Here is a 14,958-nt window from a genome sequence, read left to right as displayed (position 1 = left end):
GATTGGAAGGCCCATGGCAACGGACGAAAAAAAGAAAACTGCTCGCGGCAGAGGCGACCTGCTGGAAGCCCTCTCCGAGCAAATCGAATTGTTGAAACTCGGGTGCCAGAACTTCGACTCGGGCAACGAGATTGAAGCCAAAAATATAGCAGTTCGCCTCAGAGTTCTCTTACATCAAACGAAACAATCGCATGCTTTGCTCGAGCAACTCGGGTTGAGGAATGGGTATTTCGTCAATACGGCCCACCGCTTGAGCCCGAAGAATCGTGCTTCTGATTTCGCGCTGACCTCCGTTCTCGTCGATTCGATGTCTGGAGCAAAATATGTCCCGCTCCTGGCCTCGCGAATGGGGAGTGTACGGCCATCCAAGAGAGTGTTTTCTGATTGGTGGAATATCCCCGTTATCAAGGATCAACGCGGAAATACATTCTGCCGCCGGGACTTGGTGCTTGCCGTGTCCAACCAAGATGGTGGTGCACACATCGACCCTACGATCGACGAAGCGTATCGGCGCCTGACGCGCGAGAACTCGCTGCTGTTGTTCTTCAGTACCGGCCCTGAAACTGCGTACGCGATGGGCAATCCTGTGTTGGCAAGCATCAGGCAGATCGCCTACGAGGTAGGGGAAACGCTGCGGACGAAGGCTCCAAGCGCCCCGGCTTTTGGTAGTGTCACTCAGTAGATGTCAAGTCGCAAAGGAGGCACCCATGGCGCCACCGATAATTGACCTGTCCGCCCCTGAAGCCGTCAAACGCGAACTGCTCGACGAGGATGCCGACGTGCGAGCCGAGTTCGCCGCGCATCTGGACGGCGAGCTTACAGAGCTAGCCGACGCGCTGGCGCTCTGTTTCCGGCTCATACCCGCGCTCAACGCAGCCGCAAATCAGGCTGAGACTATGCAAACCGCTCTCGTCACCGCGTTTGCGTACGGAGTGCTCGACGATATCGTCATTTCGACGAAACTGCTGTTCGCGGGAAAGTTGCCTGCGGCGGGTAACTTGATGCGACAAGCGGTCGAAGGAATCGCCATGTCAATCCTTTGCTCAGCCGATGCGCCGCTCATCATCAAGAAGAACAAAAATCAACCACCGGTCACGGCACGCTATTGGCAGAAAGTTGACGATGATGATCACCGCACGCAGGGACACAAGGCGATCGAGCAGCTTGAATGGAACGCCGGCACGCTTGGAGTAAGCGGCAGTGCTGTCGCTAACATGCGCACTGCCATGAAGCACTACAACGCATACAGCCATTGTGGAAAATTGACAATTGCAAGCCGGGTTGCACTTGAGCAGGTCGGCACAGCTTATGTTGGCGGACATTTCGACCCAGCTAAACTGGACGCATATCGCGGCGAAATGCACCAGCGGATCAGTCTGTGCCGAGTGCTGCCTCCGTTCCTAGAACGCCTGCTTGCAACAATGGAGCCGCGACCCGCTGCCCGGGTTGTACCGGCGCAGCCCTGACAACGATTCGGGCCGTAGGCAGAGCAAGTGCATGCAACCCCACCGCGATTCTTATGTGAGAAAGGTAGGCAACCAGCGCTTCGATTCCCTTAATATTTGGTGGCCTTTGATTACGTGAAACAAAATGACAACGCGCGTCCCATACCCGTCACCAGTACATCTATGGAATATGAAGCCGCATGTATTCAACGAATGGCGGGCGGCCAATGACATCCCAGTCCTTTTTGACTATCTAGCCACAATTCTGCCAGGCTTCGAAGACTGGATCGCAACGCTGCCTTTCGATCGTCACGTGATGATGCGCATCGTGCCAACCGGCGCACTCTTCAAGGGCGACAAAACGAAGTTGGTGATTGAGAGAAGCGGCGATTTCGGTGATCGCGTCTTCGAATGCTACGAAAATGCGACGGAGGATGCGGAGTCTTACTGGAAAAAACGAAACAACTCGGCGAAAGCACTTGGAGTTTTTGAACCGTATTTAAAATGGGCGAAAGATACGCTAGGTCGAAATCGATTTTTTACCTTTGATGTAGCAAATAATTCGCGCGCCGATGATTTTCGCTACGGATTATGGAGTGGCTCGAATCAAGCCGGGGGCGCAACGAGTGCAAATCTTTTTCGAGATTTTACAGTCCTCAAGCTTGGTCAAGTGAATTTGCCACAAGGAGTGTTTCTGGCTCCTCGAAACCTTGATTTCACCGACCTCGATTTTCTTTCGATCACCGGGAATTGGCATGGATCATATTGGTTAACGATTAGCTATAGCTCTTGTCGCGAAATCACGCTCAACAATGCAGAATTTGCATTTTGCACCTTTCACAAATGCGCAATGGAAAAATTCATATGCAATAATTCAAAACTTCAAGATTTTTATTTTGAGAATACGGATGTTCAGGAACTTCGTCTGTCTGAGACCTATGTGTTCCGGCTCGGATTTAACGAGTCGCGCATAACTCCATTTATCGACAACTGTGAGCTTAGAGAGGTGTCGTTTGAGCCTGCAAAGAACGCGAGACCGAGCGAGATCGCTACTACGTTTCGTCTACTGAGGACTGCTTTTCAGAGCTGCGGCATGCGTCGAGAAGCTGCTGCAAGCTATTACAAAGAACGGGTATTCGAACGGAAGGCATTATTTCGTCCGTACCTTGATGACTCAAATAGGAAGAATTTCCCGGCGATGGGGTATGGGAGCCTCCGGGATCTTTTTCGCACGTGGTATTCAGGCAGAATTCCCTCCAGCGAAGTATGGCCGGGGTTACGCATGACTATTATTCCACGAGTGAAAATATGGCTGATACCCAAATACGCGCTCCGATCCCTTATTTTAAGAGCTCGCTGGCTGGCATCATTAATTGAGTCTTTGATGTGGGGCTACGGTGAACGTCCCGCCAGAATATTTCTCTTTGCACTTTTAATGATCGGCACCTATGCGCGGATTTATCACGGCGTTGACTGGAATGACAAAGCGCCTCCGGGATGGATTGACAGCGTATATTTTTCCGTCGTGACATTCACCACATTGGGCTATGGAGACATTTTACCAAACACGACGATGTTGAAAATGTTGTGTGGAACTGAGGCTATCCTAGGTGCTTTTACAATGGGACTGGTCGTTGCTGGCTTTTCTAACCGAAGCAAGTACTAGACATTAGTCGAGCGGCTTCTCGATGTCTCGTACTTGTGATTGTGGACAGTCTACCTATGAGCACCCACTGTCCCTTTATGGCCCAACTTCGGAAAAGTCCGCCGCCAGTTGGGTGCCTGCCCGCGGTCATCGGTCATGCCATCATCTCGGGAGATAGAGCAGCCGAGACCCGCTGCTCGGAAGTTTTCGCGTCCCGCGCCGTACTATCTCGGCTAACCCGTCGGCGTTCTAAACACTGACCTTTTGCGTTGAAATCCGTCAGGAAATTTGATGAAGTTATTTTTCGGGCTGTTCAGGGGTTATTTGGTCGCGCCCTCGCCACAATGCTTTGTACAACTCGGGCGTACAACCGCTTTCACAGGCTACCGGGACTACTGAGCGTCAGCAGCGATGCGCCGTGCGAGCGCCGCAACTTCGCTGGCAGAACGTCGCTTTTACCGCAACGTTTTGGCTAGCTAGGCTCCGGCCTTCACCAGCAACGCGTTGACCGTTTTGAACAATCGCTCGGCATGCTGCAACAACGTCGATGTGCCCTCGTCGCTCATGTCTAGAAAGTCCGGGTTACGGATGAGCCAAGCCGATGGCGTGAAGTGATCAAACTCCGCGATTTCGACGGGGAGAACACGGAAGGCCGCCTCCGCCTGCTTGACCACACGCTGAGTCTGGGGCGCGGCTTCATGCAATCTGTTAACCGTCATCACGTTCTCCCCGATCAATCCATAGGCCGCGTTCAAAAGCTCGGCATATTTCGCCGGCGGGAAAAGGTCTTCCACGTCGCTTTCGTCGAGCCCAGTGAAATCCCCGATGGTCAGCACATGACCCGCTTCAAGGACCTGGCTCTTTCGCAAGCGTTCGATTTTGGCTTTGTCGCCATTTGCGACATCGCACAGCGCGGCAATGTTCAACCGATTAGCCCCGAACAACGATGCAAACGGCGCGATTTTGTCGATACCGCCGGATGGACACATTGTCCATCGCGCATCGAGACCGACGCGCTTACGTTGTTGCAGCGCTGCCGATAGAGCTTGCAGGTAGAGAATGTCCGAGGGGCCCTCGACGAGCAACGTATTCTTGCCAACGAAGAGGCTCTGGGTCATGTCATACCCCAATGCTCCTTGCAACGGAAACAGCGTGTCCTTGTCCACCGACAGCACATCATCGCGCACCTTGGTTCCCTCGACGACAGGGCGGTTTCGTTCGTCGCGCTTGACAACATCCTCGACGATCAACACGTCGGATAGGCGATCGCTCGGCACCATGAACGGCGAATGCGTCGAGTAGATAACCTGGTGCGTGGGCAGGAGCCGCTTCTCAATGTAGCGCAGTAGATCGGACTGGGCCTTCCCGTGCAACGTCAGCCCAGGCTCGTCGAGAAGAATAATCGCATCACCCGCGACTTTGCGGAGCTGCTTGAACTGGGCCAGAAACGAAAAGAACCATATGAATCCAGCGCTGCGCTCGGAAAGCGGCACGGTCACACGATGATTGCTGTTGTGAATCCGGGCCGTTACAACGGTGCCGCTGTTGAACGGCGGTGGATCAGCCGCTCGCCCTTCCGCAATGTCGATCGCGACCTGAAGAGCGTCGTTTTGCGTCCAAAACTCGAAGATCTCGTCGGTGATTTCATTCGAGGCCCCTTCACATTTCGCCTTCAGCTCTTCCAGCCTTGTCGAGGCTTGCAACTCCTCGACCGAGGTCCCGGCGTATTCCAGGAAATCGAGGAAGATGCGATCCGACGACGTGAGCGTGTTGTTGGCCCGCGCTTGATTGAGGGCGTTGATCGACACCTCACCCGACATGCGTTCGAAATGCGATGTAAGGAAGAACCTGGGCATTCGAGGCATGAGGACATCCAAGATCGCCAATTGGAAATCGTCGCCCCGACATTCCTTCAGATCGGCATACAGCGCGTCGAGCCCAGCCGATCGCTGGGCCACGGCTTCGATCGCGGCGATCGCCTGTGCGGCATTTGCGCAGTCTTTAAGGACGTTCCGCTCTGTATCGTCCGTTGTATGCCTTCTAACCAAGAACGCCAAGCACTCGGCGGCGTTCACACTGAGGTTCCAACTCTGGGTTTCGTAACCAATGCCGCGCTCAACGCGCACTTCCCGGGACATCAATGCGTTTTCGCCAAACAGTTCGGCGACCGCATCAACATCGGCATCGTCGAGATCCCACAGTGTGTCAACCACCTTGGACTTGGCGCCTTTGCTCCGTTCTTCAAACTTATTTACGAACCTACGAGGATAGTCTCGGGTCTTATCGTAAGTGAATGTGGTGTAGGGATTCAGCCCGTAGAGTGCCGACAAGAGCGCCGTTTTACCGGCTTCGTTCTTTCCGACAAGGCAGGTGAGGTCGCCGATTTTAAACTCGCCGCTGTCCTCCACCGACCGGAAATTCGTCACTCTCGCTGACTTCAATCGCATCGAAGACCCCGTGTTGTTTTACCGTAGGAGCGGCCATGGTTCTGGCCCGGTACGGAAACATAGCATAAGACCGACACGCATTCCCTCATAGCGGAGCGGCGCCGGAATTGCCGCTCGACCACCGAATCAATTTGGTCTGACCGTCTCCAAGTGCGGTGCCCCGCATCAGCCTCGATCTGGACATCCGTGGAAACGTACACGATAGATGCACAGGCCACTCAGCTGGCGACACCTTCTTCGTTTTTCTACGATCATCGAATGCGTCGTAAACGACGCAAGTTCGACGCGTTTCGCCAACCCATCGCGCCTCTGAGTGCTTTGGCGGACATGAAACAACGCAGAAACGACGCATCCAGTACCCCGGCATAGGGGATTCAATCCGCTTTGTGTTCGCGCCGCTTCGCGCTCGCCATTTTGAACCGGACGAGGCGATCAACTTTCGGCGAATGCTTGATAGGACGCGTGGTGCTAACAAAAGGTACCTTGACCCGTCCGCCACGGCCTCTCCGGCCGTGGACCGCGTGCCCATATGCGCCTATGGAGTAATCGCTGAGGTGGCCCATGACCTTGGCTGCCTCCTCCAGAGTTATTTCCCGGTCGGAGGCGGCAGCCTTCAAATCGGACGCTACTTGATGGCGGAAACAATACGGACTGATCCGTGTCCGCAACTTTGGGAATGCGCTTCTGCCGAGGGCCACTACGCTGTTGTACAGGTAATCTTTCTTGTGCGCGATCGTGTAGTTGCCCATCCTGTTCGCAGCGTTCCGTTCTGCCAAGGCGTGCAGAAAGCGTAATGCAGGGTTGGCGTTAGCGTCTATGCGAAACCCGATGTGTCGCGTCGGTTGGCCGCGCTCCCGGCCACCCGCGTCCACACATTTCGCGCCCATGATCTTGACTACAAGTTGGTCGCGTCCCGCGACAAGCTCGATGCCCTGTTCGAGTTCGGCTGGGCGGCATCCTGTGATCCAGAGCATGGCAAGCGCGGGCATCAGCTGCGGCCGTGATTGCTGCCACTCTGGTGTCGATGCCGCCTCCCATAGGGATTCCCGCCAGTCTGGCGGAAGCAGCCTGAGTGCGGATTTCTTCGCTTTTCCCATCGTTCACGCCCCTATCGGATTTCTGCCCACGTTTGATTTCGGTCTTGGCCGGGTCCGGTGGAGTGAGATTTCGGCCCAGCAGAAATCGGCCTAACACCACCCCCGAGTCGCTACGCGCCTCGACCCCTGAGGGGTTGGGGCTCATGCTGTTTCAGCCACAACTCGCCATGTCTTCGCATGTCGTTGTTATGGCTGAAACAGCACGAGCCCCCTCTTGTCCGACATCGGCGTCGGACAAGAGACCGACATGATTTCTGTCGCGTGGAAATCTCCCATCATCGGCGTCTGCATTGACATGGATTCAGCAATCGAAGGAGACCGCCCACGAACCGCCCCTGTGCCAAGCGTGATCGTTGGTCCCGCGCCCGCCCGTGCACAAGTCCGCTGTCCACCGCTTCACGCCGTGGACAGCCGACGGCTCGTTGGCCGTCGGTGCCGGACTTGCCCACCGGCTCCCCGCGAACTTTGCCTTCGGCCTGACGCGCGCCTTCGGCGCTTGCCCAGGACGAAGAGATACGTGAGTGACTTCCGTAACGCACTCCAAGCATCACTTCCGCGTATGGCCCGTGAGCGCATCCTTGATCGACTTCATATTCGGTCCATACACCGCTGGATTCGCCGACCAAGGTCGGTTGCTCTCATTGCTTGAACTCTCGGCCGTGCTGGTGCGTTGGCGTCTAGCCGCAATCGCCAGCCCTAAGTCCGGCGAGAACTGGCCGATTCGGTGCTGTTGCACTACCGCCTTGACCCAGCCCCGGACACTTTTGATCGGTTGCCGCTTCCCTGTTGAAGCCGCCTCCAGTGCACCGGCAAGCTCATCGACAATTTCTTGCGCGACATCAGCAGGAACACTCGCGAGTAAGGTGTTCAGCAGATCCTGGTGAGGCCGAACCGCCCGCTCTAAGATCAAGCTCATGCATCCGACGACGTCCTTACCACCACTACCACCGACTTCGGAGGTGTCTTCTGCGACTACGTGTACTGAAGGCGTTCGCGTGGCGGTGGTTGTGCTGCTAGTCTTTGCAGTAGTCTCTGTCATAGACGGCAACGGTCCTTCCTCCTTGCCGGCATCGGTGCTGCCAGCTTGATGGCCGAATTCCTGCCGGCCAGTTGGTGGAAATCCTGCCAACTGGCGGGTCGCAAGGAGAAAGTCCACCAATCGGTCCATGTCGACCCTGTAGTACAGCTTCGCAGGTACGCCTCGCAGCGTCTCTTGGAGAAGGCCGAGCGCCTTCAGGCGTCGCCGAGCAGACTCCTGCCTTGTGCGGGAGAGACCCGTCTCCCACTCCCAACTTTGCCTACTGGCATCAACAGGAGGCTTTATGCGTCCAGCCTCATCTCTGTCCGCATCGCGGAGCTTATAGAACCAGTCACCATCCCCAATCAGCGCCTGCCAATAGCACGCTTGGCATAGAAATACTGCGGCCTCCACATCGCCTAAGGCACGAGCAAGCGCCGGCGAGAAAGGAATGACCTCTCGATTCCCCAATAGCTGGGTGACGAGGTGAGTAAGCCGGCGTTCAACCATTTGCCGTGCTCATTGATCCCGCCGCGAACCGGCTGCACGTCGTGGCCGGCCACGACGTGCTACGCCGTCACTGTCGTGCGGCGCGGCAATTGGTAGCCCTTCGATCCAATCCTTCACATCGCCTACGCGCCAACGAACGTATCGATGTTGTCTGAACACTGGCGTCGGTAAGCCTGCCGACTCGCGGCAAAGCATGTGGTAGACCGCATTCGCCGACTTTCCAATGAGTTCGCCCAGTTCTGCGGGCGTCAGCAGCGCGGATCTATCCATTCCTGCAAAAGTCACTCGAAAATCGCTTCCCAGAAGTGCCATGGCCTGTTTCCCCTTTGCTTGCCTGCCGTTGCTTTTGTTAGGATGTATTTCACACGCGCTATCAACAAAAGGGCATTCGGGGAGGTTCCGTTGGGTCTGCACGTAGACGGCAAGGCTGGCCAGTTGCGCATGAAACGAATAACGGTCGCACTGCTGACGTTGATCGAGCAGCGGTCGGGCTTGACGCCAGCGCAACTAGAAGCGAAGTTCGGCCTTGGCCTCCAAGGCGAACATGATCAGGAAACAGGCCAAGAGTGGAAGCGTTATAGCCATCCGCCGTCGGCGAACGGCAAGACGAATCAAGCACTATCGCTAAGCAGGGTACTAGCGATCGGGAGGCTGGCATTGGACCTCGAATACCTTACTAAGGCAGATCTGTGGGCGTTGGTGGGTCTCCACGAATTGGAGCCCGCGGAGATGGTCCAAGCGCGCCTCGCAAACGAGCGAGCGGCCTTTCGAATCTTTCAAAAAGGAAAGACACTGCTCGCGGAAGGCAAAATGCCGGTGCCGCCGGGCGGCGCAAAAGGAGGGAAGCCGAGGGTACCCAGGTCCAGTACCGAGGCGCTCGATAGCTACAGAATTTGGATAAATACCCTGCGATCCCTCGGCGGAGAGGTATTCGAAGATCGAGGTGGCTCGGACGTATCCGAGCGGGACATGTGGCTGGCCGACGAAACAGGAGCGTATTACGAGCGGCGTGCCCTAACACACGACGAGTACCAACTCCTTGATGACTGGGAGCGTCCGTTCGATCCGACGTGCCCCAATGCATTTGCCATAGATCGTCTGCGCATTCGGTTCGCGTTCGGCTGGGTTGATCAACCGTGGGCACCGGAGCACCGACCGCTGGGCGAGAATCGTCGCGAATTGCTACCGCCGCTGCCAACTGCCGACGAGGAAATCGACCTGTTTTTTCGACGACTGGAGTTTCAGCTCGCGCGGTCGACACGCGCGACTAATGACAGCGCGCGAACGCCAATGCTTAGCGTCGGAAGCGGTGCAAAAGCGGTGCAACGTGTTCGGAAGACCACGGAAAACAAAGGCAGGCGTGGGAAGCTAAAGTTGCTGTAAACTCAACGGTGTGCGGGAATCCGTACACAGGTACTTGGGCTGATTTTCGTTTCACACGGCAGGGGTCACAGGTTCAATCCCTGTACCACCCACCAGAATCGGAAGGGCCGGCAAATGCCGGCCCTTCTTATTTTCTGGCGTTGCGGTGTCAAACAATCGCTCGCGCTAACGACTATGCATGCGCGGCTTTGGGCGGCGTCTGGACAGTGTTGGCCACTCGGTTAGCCGTCGGCGGCTGCGCAGGGCGTGCCATTTGAGGAAGCGCCATAGGTGGCAGAGTCAGCGCACTCGATGTCACAACCGGTCCCGGTTTTTTCTTATCGCTACACCCGCAATCACAGCCGGCGTTAGCTCCTGCACCTGGGCAGCAGGCATCCATCGCCTTGTTGAGCGCGCAAGCCAGCAAATTGATCGTGCAGAGAATCGAGGAAAACTCGTCGCAAACGCTGCTGCATGAGCCGGTACCGCCTGTTTGGGTACTCGTGGCAGGGGCGAGCGCGCAGGTTATCGTTTGCAACATCTTCGTGATGCCGTCCTGCACTCCATTCGAATTGGCCGAACTGAGATCGGTAAAGGTGCCGCCGTTTTGCGTCGCAAGCGCCGTATATTCGCTTGCCACGCCCGGGGCCAGCGTCATACCAGTGGGCGGCGCGGTCAAGCACGTATAGATAAGCACGGGCTGATCCGGGTCGGTCCCAGCCGCTGTTTTCACCGCATCGGCGAGGCTCGTTCCTACCGTTGCGCCGCCGCCATTCGGCCACTCGTTGGCAAACAGGAGAATCGCCCTGCTTGCGCCCTTGCGCCAATCGAAGAGCGCGCAGGCGTCCAGGATCGCGTTCTCCATGTCGTAGTTGTTGTCAGGCGGCGGCGTTCCGGGATCATGTTCCTTCAGTTGCACCGCCGGAATTCCGAGCCCATTCGGAGCAGGATCCGTCAGATATTTCTTGAGCGTCGGCGTCGGGAGCTTCGTGGGGAAGGCGTCGGTACCTACACAGAAGATGGCCGTCCTGACGTCCAATGGGCAAGTTTGAACGCCGTTGGAAATCGCATTCGCCGTAACGTCGCCAAGTGCGTCGGCGACCGGCGCCATCGAGACATCACCGGCAACGAGCACGACGATATCGGCCAGCGGGCTGCCAGGGTAAGCCTGAGTCACGCTGCTCATAACTCCTCCTATATACATGAAAGCGGTGGGAAAACTAGTTTTCGAGCGATTTCTAGAATTGCCTGTTCGGACATGCAAAACTTAATTCAGTGCGACTTCCAAGCCATGGCAAGTGCACCAATCATTCTTTGGATAACATCGGAAATCCCAATTTCGAGCGACGACGGCACAGTCAGGTCCGTGTAGGTGCCGCCGCTCAACGCCAAGTTCCGATATTCTGTCGCCACATCTTTACTCAAGGTCTTATTAGTGGGAGGCGTCGTTAACCCCGTGAAAACAAGCACCGGATTCTTATCGTTATACCGTGCCGCTGTTTTGACGTCGGCAAGAATGCTGGTTCCTGTCCCTTGGCCGCCGCCATTCGGCCACTCGTTGGCCAATAAGAGAATCGCCTGCTTTGTGCCATTGCGCCAGTTGAAGAGCGCGCATGCGTCTATGATTGCGTTCTCCATGTCGTAATTGTAGTCAGGCGGCGGGGTGCTCTTTCACCTGCCCCGCCGGCGCCCCAACCCCCATCGGCGGCGGATTAACCAGGTAACTTTTGAGTGTCGGACTCGGGAGTTTCCCCGGAAAAACGTCGGTACCCACGCTGAAGATGGACATGCTGACGTCCAACGGGAAAGCTTGAACGCCTTTCGAAATCGCATCCACCGCAACGTCGCCAAGTGCATCGGCGATGGGTGCCATCGAGACATCGCCGGCCACTAGCACAATAATATCGCCCAGTGGGCTCCCGGGGTGAGGATGAGTCAGTGCGCTCATGATCCCTCCGACAAAGATGATAAAAGTTAACTTCGAACAGTCTCGCTGAAAACGAAAATTCAATGTTCAGCTATATGACTATCCTTCGACAGACCATTACGGCGGTTACTGTGCAACAACAGCTGGATCGTTTCGGTAATACCCACGAACCTTGCCCATGTGATCGACGATTGCCAGATAAAAGAAATACGCCACATAGCCAGCCCTGAGCACGGTAGACTCCCAAAAGGGATCAACTACTTCTTGCGCGATCAGCTGGTCAGGGTTCGATTTATCCGGCAGAAACGATTTTGTCCGGATCTCGCGGCACTCTGGCTGGGTAATGACATCCACCCCGTTATAAAGAGTGAAATCCGTCAAAAACGCTTTATAGCCCATTCCCATCGAAAGAGATTCCATGCGCCATCGAATACTGGTGGCGGAAAGATCATCCTCTTCGCTCACCTTCAAATAGAGATATGGTGATTTGTTGTAGTCCGCACCATTCCATACCAAATCATTCCCATTACGAATAACCATATAAATATGTTCGTACTCCATCATCGGCGGGTTGGTCGGCGCATTATTCTCGCCGTATTGCGCAAGCACCGATTCACAATCAACTGCAATAAGGACATCGACGATATTTGGCATCATGACCCCGACGTGTTCTGCGCAGCCATCAGGCACCGCAATTCGCCCAAAGCATCCGCGTAGAGAAACTGGTTACACAAGAAAAGCCGGTCAGCTAATGGCAATCGCGGATTTCAGGTGATAGAATCCCTGCAACGCCCCGTGATAATCGATCACCTTCACGGCCAGGTCGTAATTGACGCTACCGGGAGTTTTGACTTCCGACGCCCAAACAACCTCCTGGCGCGCCTCGATCTGCGGTTGCACCGCAGCGCCGACCAACTTGACCACCGGCACCGATGGTTCGATCCAAAGCGCCTTCGGTGCGTTGACCAAGCAGCCGGAACGATCATCCACGGAAACCCCGGTAACCACACAATGGTACTTGGCGTTGAACGTCAGGGAAGTCGCTCGCCACAAGACCCATTTCGTTGCGGTTGCCGATGCAACACTCCCTGGCGGCAATGGGTCCAAGTATCCTGTTACGTTTCCCGTAAAAACGCCAATGCAATCATTTCCCAATTCCGCACCCGCATCCACTGCGTTGTTGGTTCCGTGCTTTTGCAAAACGTCATCGACACTGATCACCGCCAGGACATTCTTTACGATGTTGCTCACCATGCTCTTCTCCCGAACGATAAATTCGTCAATCCTGCGGATCGGAAATGTTGATCGACGATTTCACTAGAACGTAGTGGAATTCCGATTGGATGAGCGGCAATGTCATGTCAGCAACAAGGATCTTCATGGCATAATTCACCACGCCTGCAGCCTCCATTTCGGTTTCCCAGAAAATATCGGGGGCAGTGGTCGTGTTGAAGGTATCGGGCTTCAGATCAGTCGGCACGCGGTATAGCTCGGTATAGGTGACCGCCCGGAGCGCCGGGGCCTCGACGTCGTCGCTGGCGGACGAGTCGATATTTATATCGACGATTACGCATTGATATTTTCCTATTTGCAAGCATTGCTCTCGGAAACGGACGAAAGTCGAGGAATCCTCACCTTCGGCGGCAACGTTGAGAACGAGCGCACTAGTTGCCTGCCCGCTTTTTACATATTTCGGCTCCGCCAACATGTAAATCCCTTCGTCGACGACTACCGGGCTCTTTTCTGTGCTGCTGGCGAGCTTGTCAGCAAACATACTGACATCGACCACCACCAGCATATTGACGATAACGTCGTCCGAATTGTCTTGGCTCATATGGACCTCGAAAATTTGTTGGTCATCCTTGAATCACGAAGGTCGGGTCGATCTGGGTATGCATCCTTACATTGCCTTGCTCATCGACGATCATGAAAATGACGTTGTATCCGATATTTCCGTCCGTGACGGCCCTCGTTTCCCAGCATCGATCGATTCCCTTTTGCACTATAGGCTTGGTAGCATCGGCGGGATCCGTCGTGACAAATGTCGTGGAGTAGTGCCTAAGCACCGGCGTCTCCACTCGCCCCGCCCCGGAATTCGGAAAAAACTTGAATCCGGTAATCGGACAGGCGAATTTGTGTCCTAAATCGATCCCTTCGGATCTCCAACGAACAATATCGACCCCCTGCTCCGACTCGGTCCCCGTCGAAACGTACAACTGCCAATTTCCGTTATATGCATAGGCGTTGGCAGCTTTCGTGATAAAGAACACAAAAGATCCGTCGACCGTTATCGGCTGTTGTGCCGAGCCGGGCCCATCAGTCGGGGCCGACGTGGATCCGGCTTGCCCATATTTATTTAAAATCCCTTCGGCATCCGCGATCATCAGAATATCGATTTGCGGCATCATTACCTCGCTCAGTCGGGGGGGTTACGCGGCAACAGATAATTCCCGTTATGGCCGCTGTCGTCTCGCACAGTTGTGACATTACCCGCCGCTCGCTCGATTCGACTTAGCAACATTGTTAGGTCTGAAAATCTTTTGCCTCCTGCGGTAAATCGATGGCCGAAAAGGTCGCGCGGAACCAGCTCCCGCGGCTCCGCGCCCCCTTGACAACATATCTAACGATATATATCTTAAGATACATCTTCACCGAGAGGAGCACCGCATGCGCCACGCTCACCACTTCCGCGGCGGTTCGCACGCCCACCCGGGCCTGGACCCGCGCTTCGAAAACTACGAGTTCGATGAATTGCGCACCACCTTGCACCGCGCGTACGATCAGGGCCGTTTCCCGGGTTCCGCATCGTTCTTCCACGGCCTGTGGCATGCAATCGGCCGCCACCGTCATCGCCATGGCGGCGGCCCGTCCTGGGGCGGTCGAGGAGACCGTGGCTTTGGCGACGACGACGGGTTGACCCGCGGCCGCAAGTTCACCGGCGACGACTTGCAGCTGATGCTGCTCGCGCTCATCGCGGAGACGCCGCGCCACGGCTATGAACTGATCAAGGCGTTGGAAGCGCGTTCGAACGGCTTTTATGCGCCGAGTCCAGGCATGGTCTACCCTGCGCTCACCTATCTCGAGGAGCTGGGTTATGTGACCGTGCAGCAGGAAGGCAACCGCAAGCGCTATGAAATCGCCGAAGCGGGCCGAGCCCACCTCGAAGCACACCGCAACGAGGTCGACATGATGCTCGCCAAGCTCAGTTTCATCGCGAGCAAGATGGAATCGATGCGGCGCGCGTACGCGGCCGACGACGATAACGTCGGCTTCGGCGCAGAAGGCGGCCGCTGGCATCCGAAACTAATCGAGGCACGCTACGCACTGAAGCTGGCGATCGTGCGGCATGCCGATGCAAGCGAAGCCGAGCAACGTCGTATCGCAGAAATATTGCTGCGTGCCGCGGCCGAGATAGAGGGCGGCACCTCCAGCCAGGGCAGCGAACCCACACCCGCTTGAGCGGCAATGGCGGCGAGGCGCAGGCGCGATGCGCGCGCGCCGCCGCCC

General features: G+C 55.9%; 15 protein-coding genes. 5 read left to right on the top strand and 10 right to left on the bottom strand.

The features are described from left to right. The first annotated feature begins 13 nt into the window (after positions 1 to 13). The 3 genes from ACR9ZC_RS12780 to ACR9ZC_RS12770 all read left to right on the top strand — a co-directional run bounded on the left by ACR9ZC_RS12780 (position 14) and on the right by ACR9ZC_RS12770 (position 3,111). Positions 14 to 682, top strand: coding sequence for a hypothetical protein (locus ACR9ZC_RS12780; RefSeq protein WP_481580557.1), 669 nt, complete (start codon positions 14 to 16; stop codon positions 680 to 682). 25 nt (positions 683 to 707) lie between these two features. Next, positions 708 to 1,466 carry a hypothetical protein gene (locus ACR9ZC_RS12775; protein ID WP_481580556.1) on the top strand — a complete coding sequence of 253 codons (759 nt, stop codon included), beginning with the start codon at positions 708 to 710 and terminating at the stop codon, positions 1,464 to 1,466. A 169-nt stretch (positions 1,467 to 1,635) separates the two neighbouring features. Further along, positions 1,636 to 3,111 carry an ion channel gene (locus ACR9ZC_RS12770; RefSeq protein WP_481580555.1) on the top strand — a complete coding sequence of 492 codons (1,476 nt, stop codon included), beginning with the start codon at positions 1,636 to 1,638 and terminating at the stop codon, positions 3,109 to 3,111. A 455-nt stretch (positions 3,112 to 3,566) separates the two neighbouring features. Here ACR9ZC_RS12770 and ACR9ZC_RS12765 read toward each other — a convergent pair whose 3' ends face one another. From ACR9ZC_RS12765 to ACR9ZC_RS12755, 3 genes are all read right to left on the bottom strand, one after another. Beyond that, positions 3,567 to 5,537, bottom strand: a complete 1,971-nt coding sequence (locus ACR9ZC_RS12765; RefSeq protein WP_481580554.1) for an AAA family ATPase — start codon at positions 5,535 to 5,537, stop codon at positions 3,567 to 3,569. Positions 5,538 to 5,911: 374 nt separating this feature from the next. Continuing rightward, positions 5,912 to 6,634: a site-specific integrase gene (locus ACR9ZC_RS12760; protein ID WP_481580553.1), complete on the bottom strand. Its 723-nt coding sequence runs from the start codon at positions 6,632 to 6,634 to the stop codon at positions 5,912 to 5,914. Positions 6,635 to 7,181: 547 nt separating this feature from the next. Then, positions 7,182 to 8,162 carry a hypothetical protein gene (locus ACR9ZC_RS12755; protein ID WP_481580552.1) on the bottom strand — a complete coding sequence of 327 codons (981 nt, stop codon included), beginning with the start codon at positions 8,160 to 8,162 and terminating at the stop codon, positions 7,182 to 7,184. 402 nt (positions 8,163 to 8,564) lie between these two features. Here ACR9ZC_RS12755 and ACR9ZC_RS12750 point away from each other — a divergent pair, with 402 nt between their 5' ends. Further along, the gene (locus ACR9ZC_RS12750; RefSeq protein ID WP_481580551.1) at positions 8,565 to 9,545 is read left to right on the top strand and encodes a hypothetical protein; all 981 of its coding nucleotides are present in this window, start codon (positions 8,565 to 8,567) and stop codon (positions 9,543 to 9,545) included. 172 nt (positions 9,546 to 9,717) lie between these two features. Here the strand turns inward: ACR9ZC_RS12750 and ACR9ZC_RS12745 are convergent, their stop codons facing one another. The 7 genes from ACR9ZC_RS12745 to ACR9ZC_RS12715 form a co-directional block, all read right to left on the bottom strand. Next, positions 9,718 to 10,710 carry a hypothetical protein gene (locus ACR9ZC_RS12745; RefSeq protein ID WP_481580550.1) on the bottom strand — a complete coding sequence of 331 codons (993 nt, stop codon included), beginning with the start codon at positions 10,708 to 10,710 and terminating at the stop codon, positions 9,718 to 9,720. Positions 10,711 to 10,796: 86 nt separating this feature from the next. Next, positions 10,797 to 11,162 carry a hypothetical protein gene (locus ACR9ZC_RS12740; protein ID WP_481580549.1) on the bottom strand — a complete coding sequence of 122 codons (366 nt, stop codon included), beginning with the start codon at positions 11,160 to 11,162 and terminating at the stop codon, positions 10,797 to 10,799. A 13-nt stretch (positions 11,163 to 11,175) separates the two neighbouring features. Beyond that, a complete protein-coding gene (locus ACR9ZC_RS12735) occupies positions 11,176 to 11,472 on the bottom strand; it encodes a hypothetical protein (protein WP_481580548.1) in 297 nt (98 codons plus the stop codon). A gap of 105 nt (positions 11,473 to 11,577) precedes the next feature. Continuing rightward, positions 11,578 to 12,108 carry an AidA/PixA family protein gene (locus ACR9ZC_RS12730; protein ID WP_481580547.1) on the bottom strand — a complete coding sequence of 177 codons (531 nt, stop codon included), beginning with the start codon at positions 12,106 to 12,108 and terminating at the stop codon, positions 11,578 to 11,580. 87 nt (positions 12,109 to 12,195) lie between these two features. Next, positions 12,196 to 12,705, bottom strand: coding sequence for an AidA/PixA family protein (locus ACR9ZC_RS12725; protein WP_481580546.1), 510 nt, complete (start codon positions 12,703 to 12,705; stop codon positions 12,196 to 12,198). 25 nt (positions 12,706 to 12,730) lie between these two features. After that, entirely contained in the window at positions 12,731 to 13,285 is a 555-nt protein-coding gene (locus ACR9ZC_RS12720) for an AidA/PixA family protein (protein ID WP_481580545.1), read from the bottom strand. A gap of 22 nt (positions 13,286 to 13,307) precedes the next feature. Then, the gene (locus ACR9ZC_RS12715) at positions 13,308 to 13,859 is read right to left on the bottom strand and encodes an AidA/PixA family protein (RefSeq protein WP_481580544.1); all 552 of its coding nucleotides are present in this window, start codon (positions 13,857 to 13,859) and stop codon (positions 13,308 to 13,310) included. A gap of 259 nt (positions 13,860 to 14,118) precedes the next feature. Here ACR9ZC_RS12715 and ACR9ZC_RS12710 point away from each other — a divergent pair, with 259 nt between their 5' ends. Further along, positions 14,119 to 14,910 carry a PadR family transcriptional regulator gene (locus tag ACR9ZC_RS12710; protein ID WP_481580543.1) on the top strand — a complete coding sequence of 264 codons (792 nt, stop codon included), beginning with the start codon at positions 14,119 to 14,121 and terminating at the stop codon, positions 14,908 to 14,910. Positions 14,911 to 14,958: the final 48 nt, after the last annotated feature.

Source organism: Trinickia sp. HAY1-2D, from assembly GCF_056754935.1.
Note: the sequence above shows the minus strand (reverse complement) of the source record. Positions and strands in the feature narration are given on the sequence as shown.

Bases quoted from the DNA above. Each gene is read 5' to 3' on its own strand.
- ACR9ZC_RS12780 (WP_481580557.1), top strand. From the start codon at position 14: ATGGCAACGGACGAAAAAAAGAAAACTGCTCGCGGCAGAGGCGACCTG.
- ACR9ZC_RS12775 (WP_481580556.1), top strand. From the start codon at position 708: ATGGCGCCACCGATAATTGACCTGTCCGCCCCTGAAGCCGTCAAACGC.
- ACR9ZC_RS12770 (WP_481580555.1), top strand. From the start codon at position 1,636: ATGAAGCCGCATGTATTCAACGAATGGCGGGCGGCCAATGACATCCCA.
- ACR9ZC_RS12765 (WP_481580554.1), bottom strand. From the start codon at position 5,537: ATGCGATTGAAGTCAGCGAGAGTGACGAATTTCCGGTCGGTGGAGGAC.
- ACR9ZC_RS12760 (WP_481580553.1), bottom strand. From the start codon at position 6,634: ATGGGAAAAGCGAAGAAATCCGCACTCAGGCTGCTTCCGCCAGACTGG.
- ACR9ZC_RS12755 (WP_481580552.1), bottom strand. From the start codon at position 8,162: ATGGTTGAACGCCGGCTTACTCACCTCGTCACCCAGCTATTGGGGAAT.
- ACR9ZC_RS12745 (WP_481580550.1), bottom strand. From the start codon at position 10,710: ATGAGCAGCGTGACTCAGGCTTACCCTGGCAGCCCGCTGGCCGATATC.
- ACR9ZC_RS12740 (WP_481580549.1), bottom strand. From the start codon at position 11,162: ATGGAGAACGCAATCATAGACGCATGCGCGCTCTTCAACTGGCGCAAT.
- ACR9ZC_RS12735 (WP_481580548.1), bottom strand. From the start codon at position 11,472: ATGAGCGCACTGACTCATCCTCACCCCGGGAGCCCACTGGGCGATATT.
- ACR9ZC_RS12730 (WP_481580547.1), bottom strand. From the start codon at position 12,108: ATGATGCCAAATATCGTCGATGTCCTTATTGCAGTTGATTGTGAATCG.
- ACR9ZC_RS12725 (WP_481580546.1), bottom strand. From the start codon at position 12,705: ATGGTGAGCAACATCGTAAAGAATGTCCTGGCGGTGATCAGTGTCGAT.
- ACR9ZC_RS12720 (WP_481580545.1), bottom strand. From the start codon at position 13,285: ATGAGCCAAGACAATTCGGACGACGTTATCGTCAATATGCTGGTGGTG.
- ACR9ZC_RS12715 (WP_481580544.1), bottom strand. From the start codon at position 13,859: ATGATGCCGCAAATCGATATTCTGATGATCGCGGATGCCGAAGGGATT.
- ACR9ZC_RS12710 (WP_481580543.1), top strand. From the start codon at position 14,119: ATGCGCCACGCTCACCACTTCCGCGGCGGTTCGCACGCCCACCCGGGC.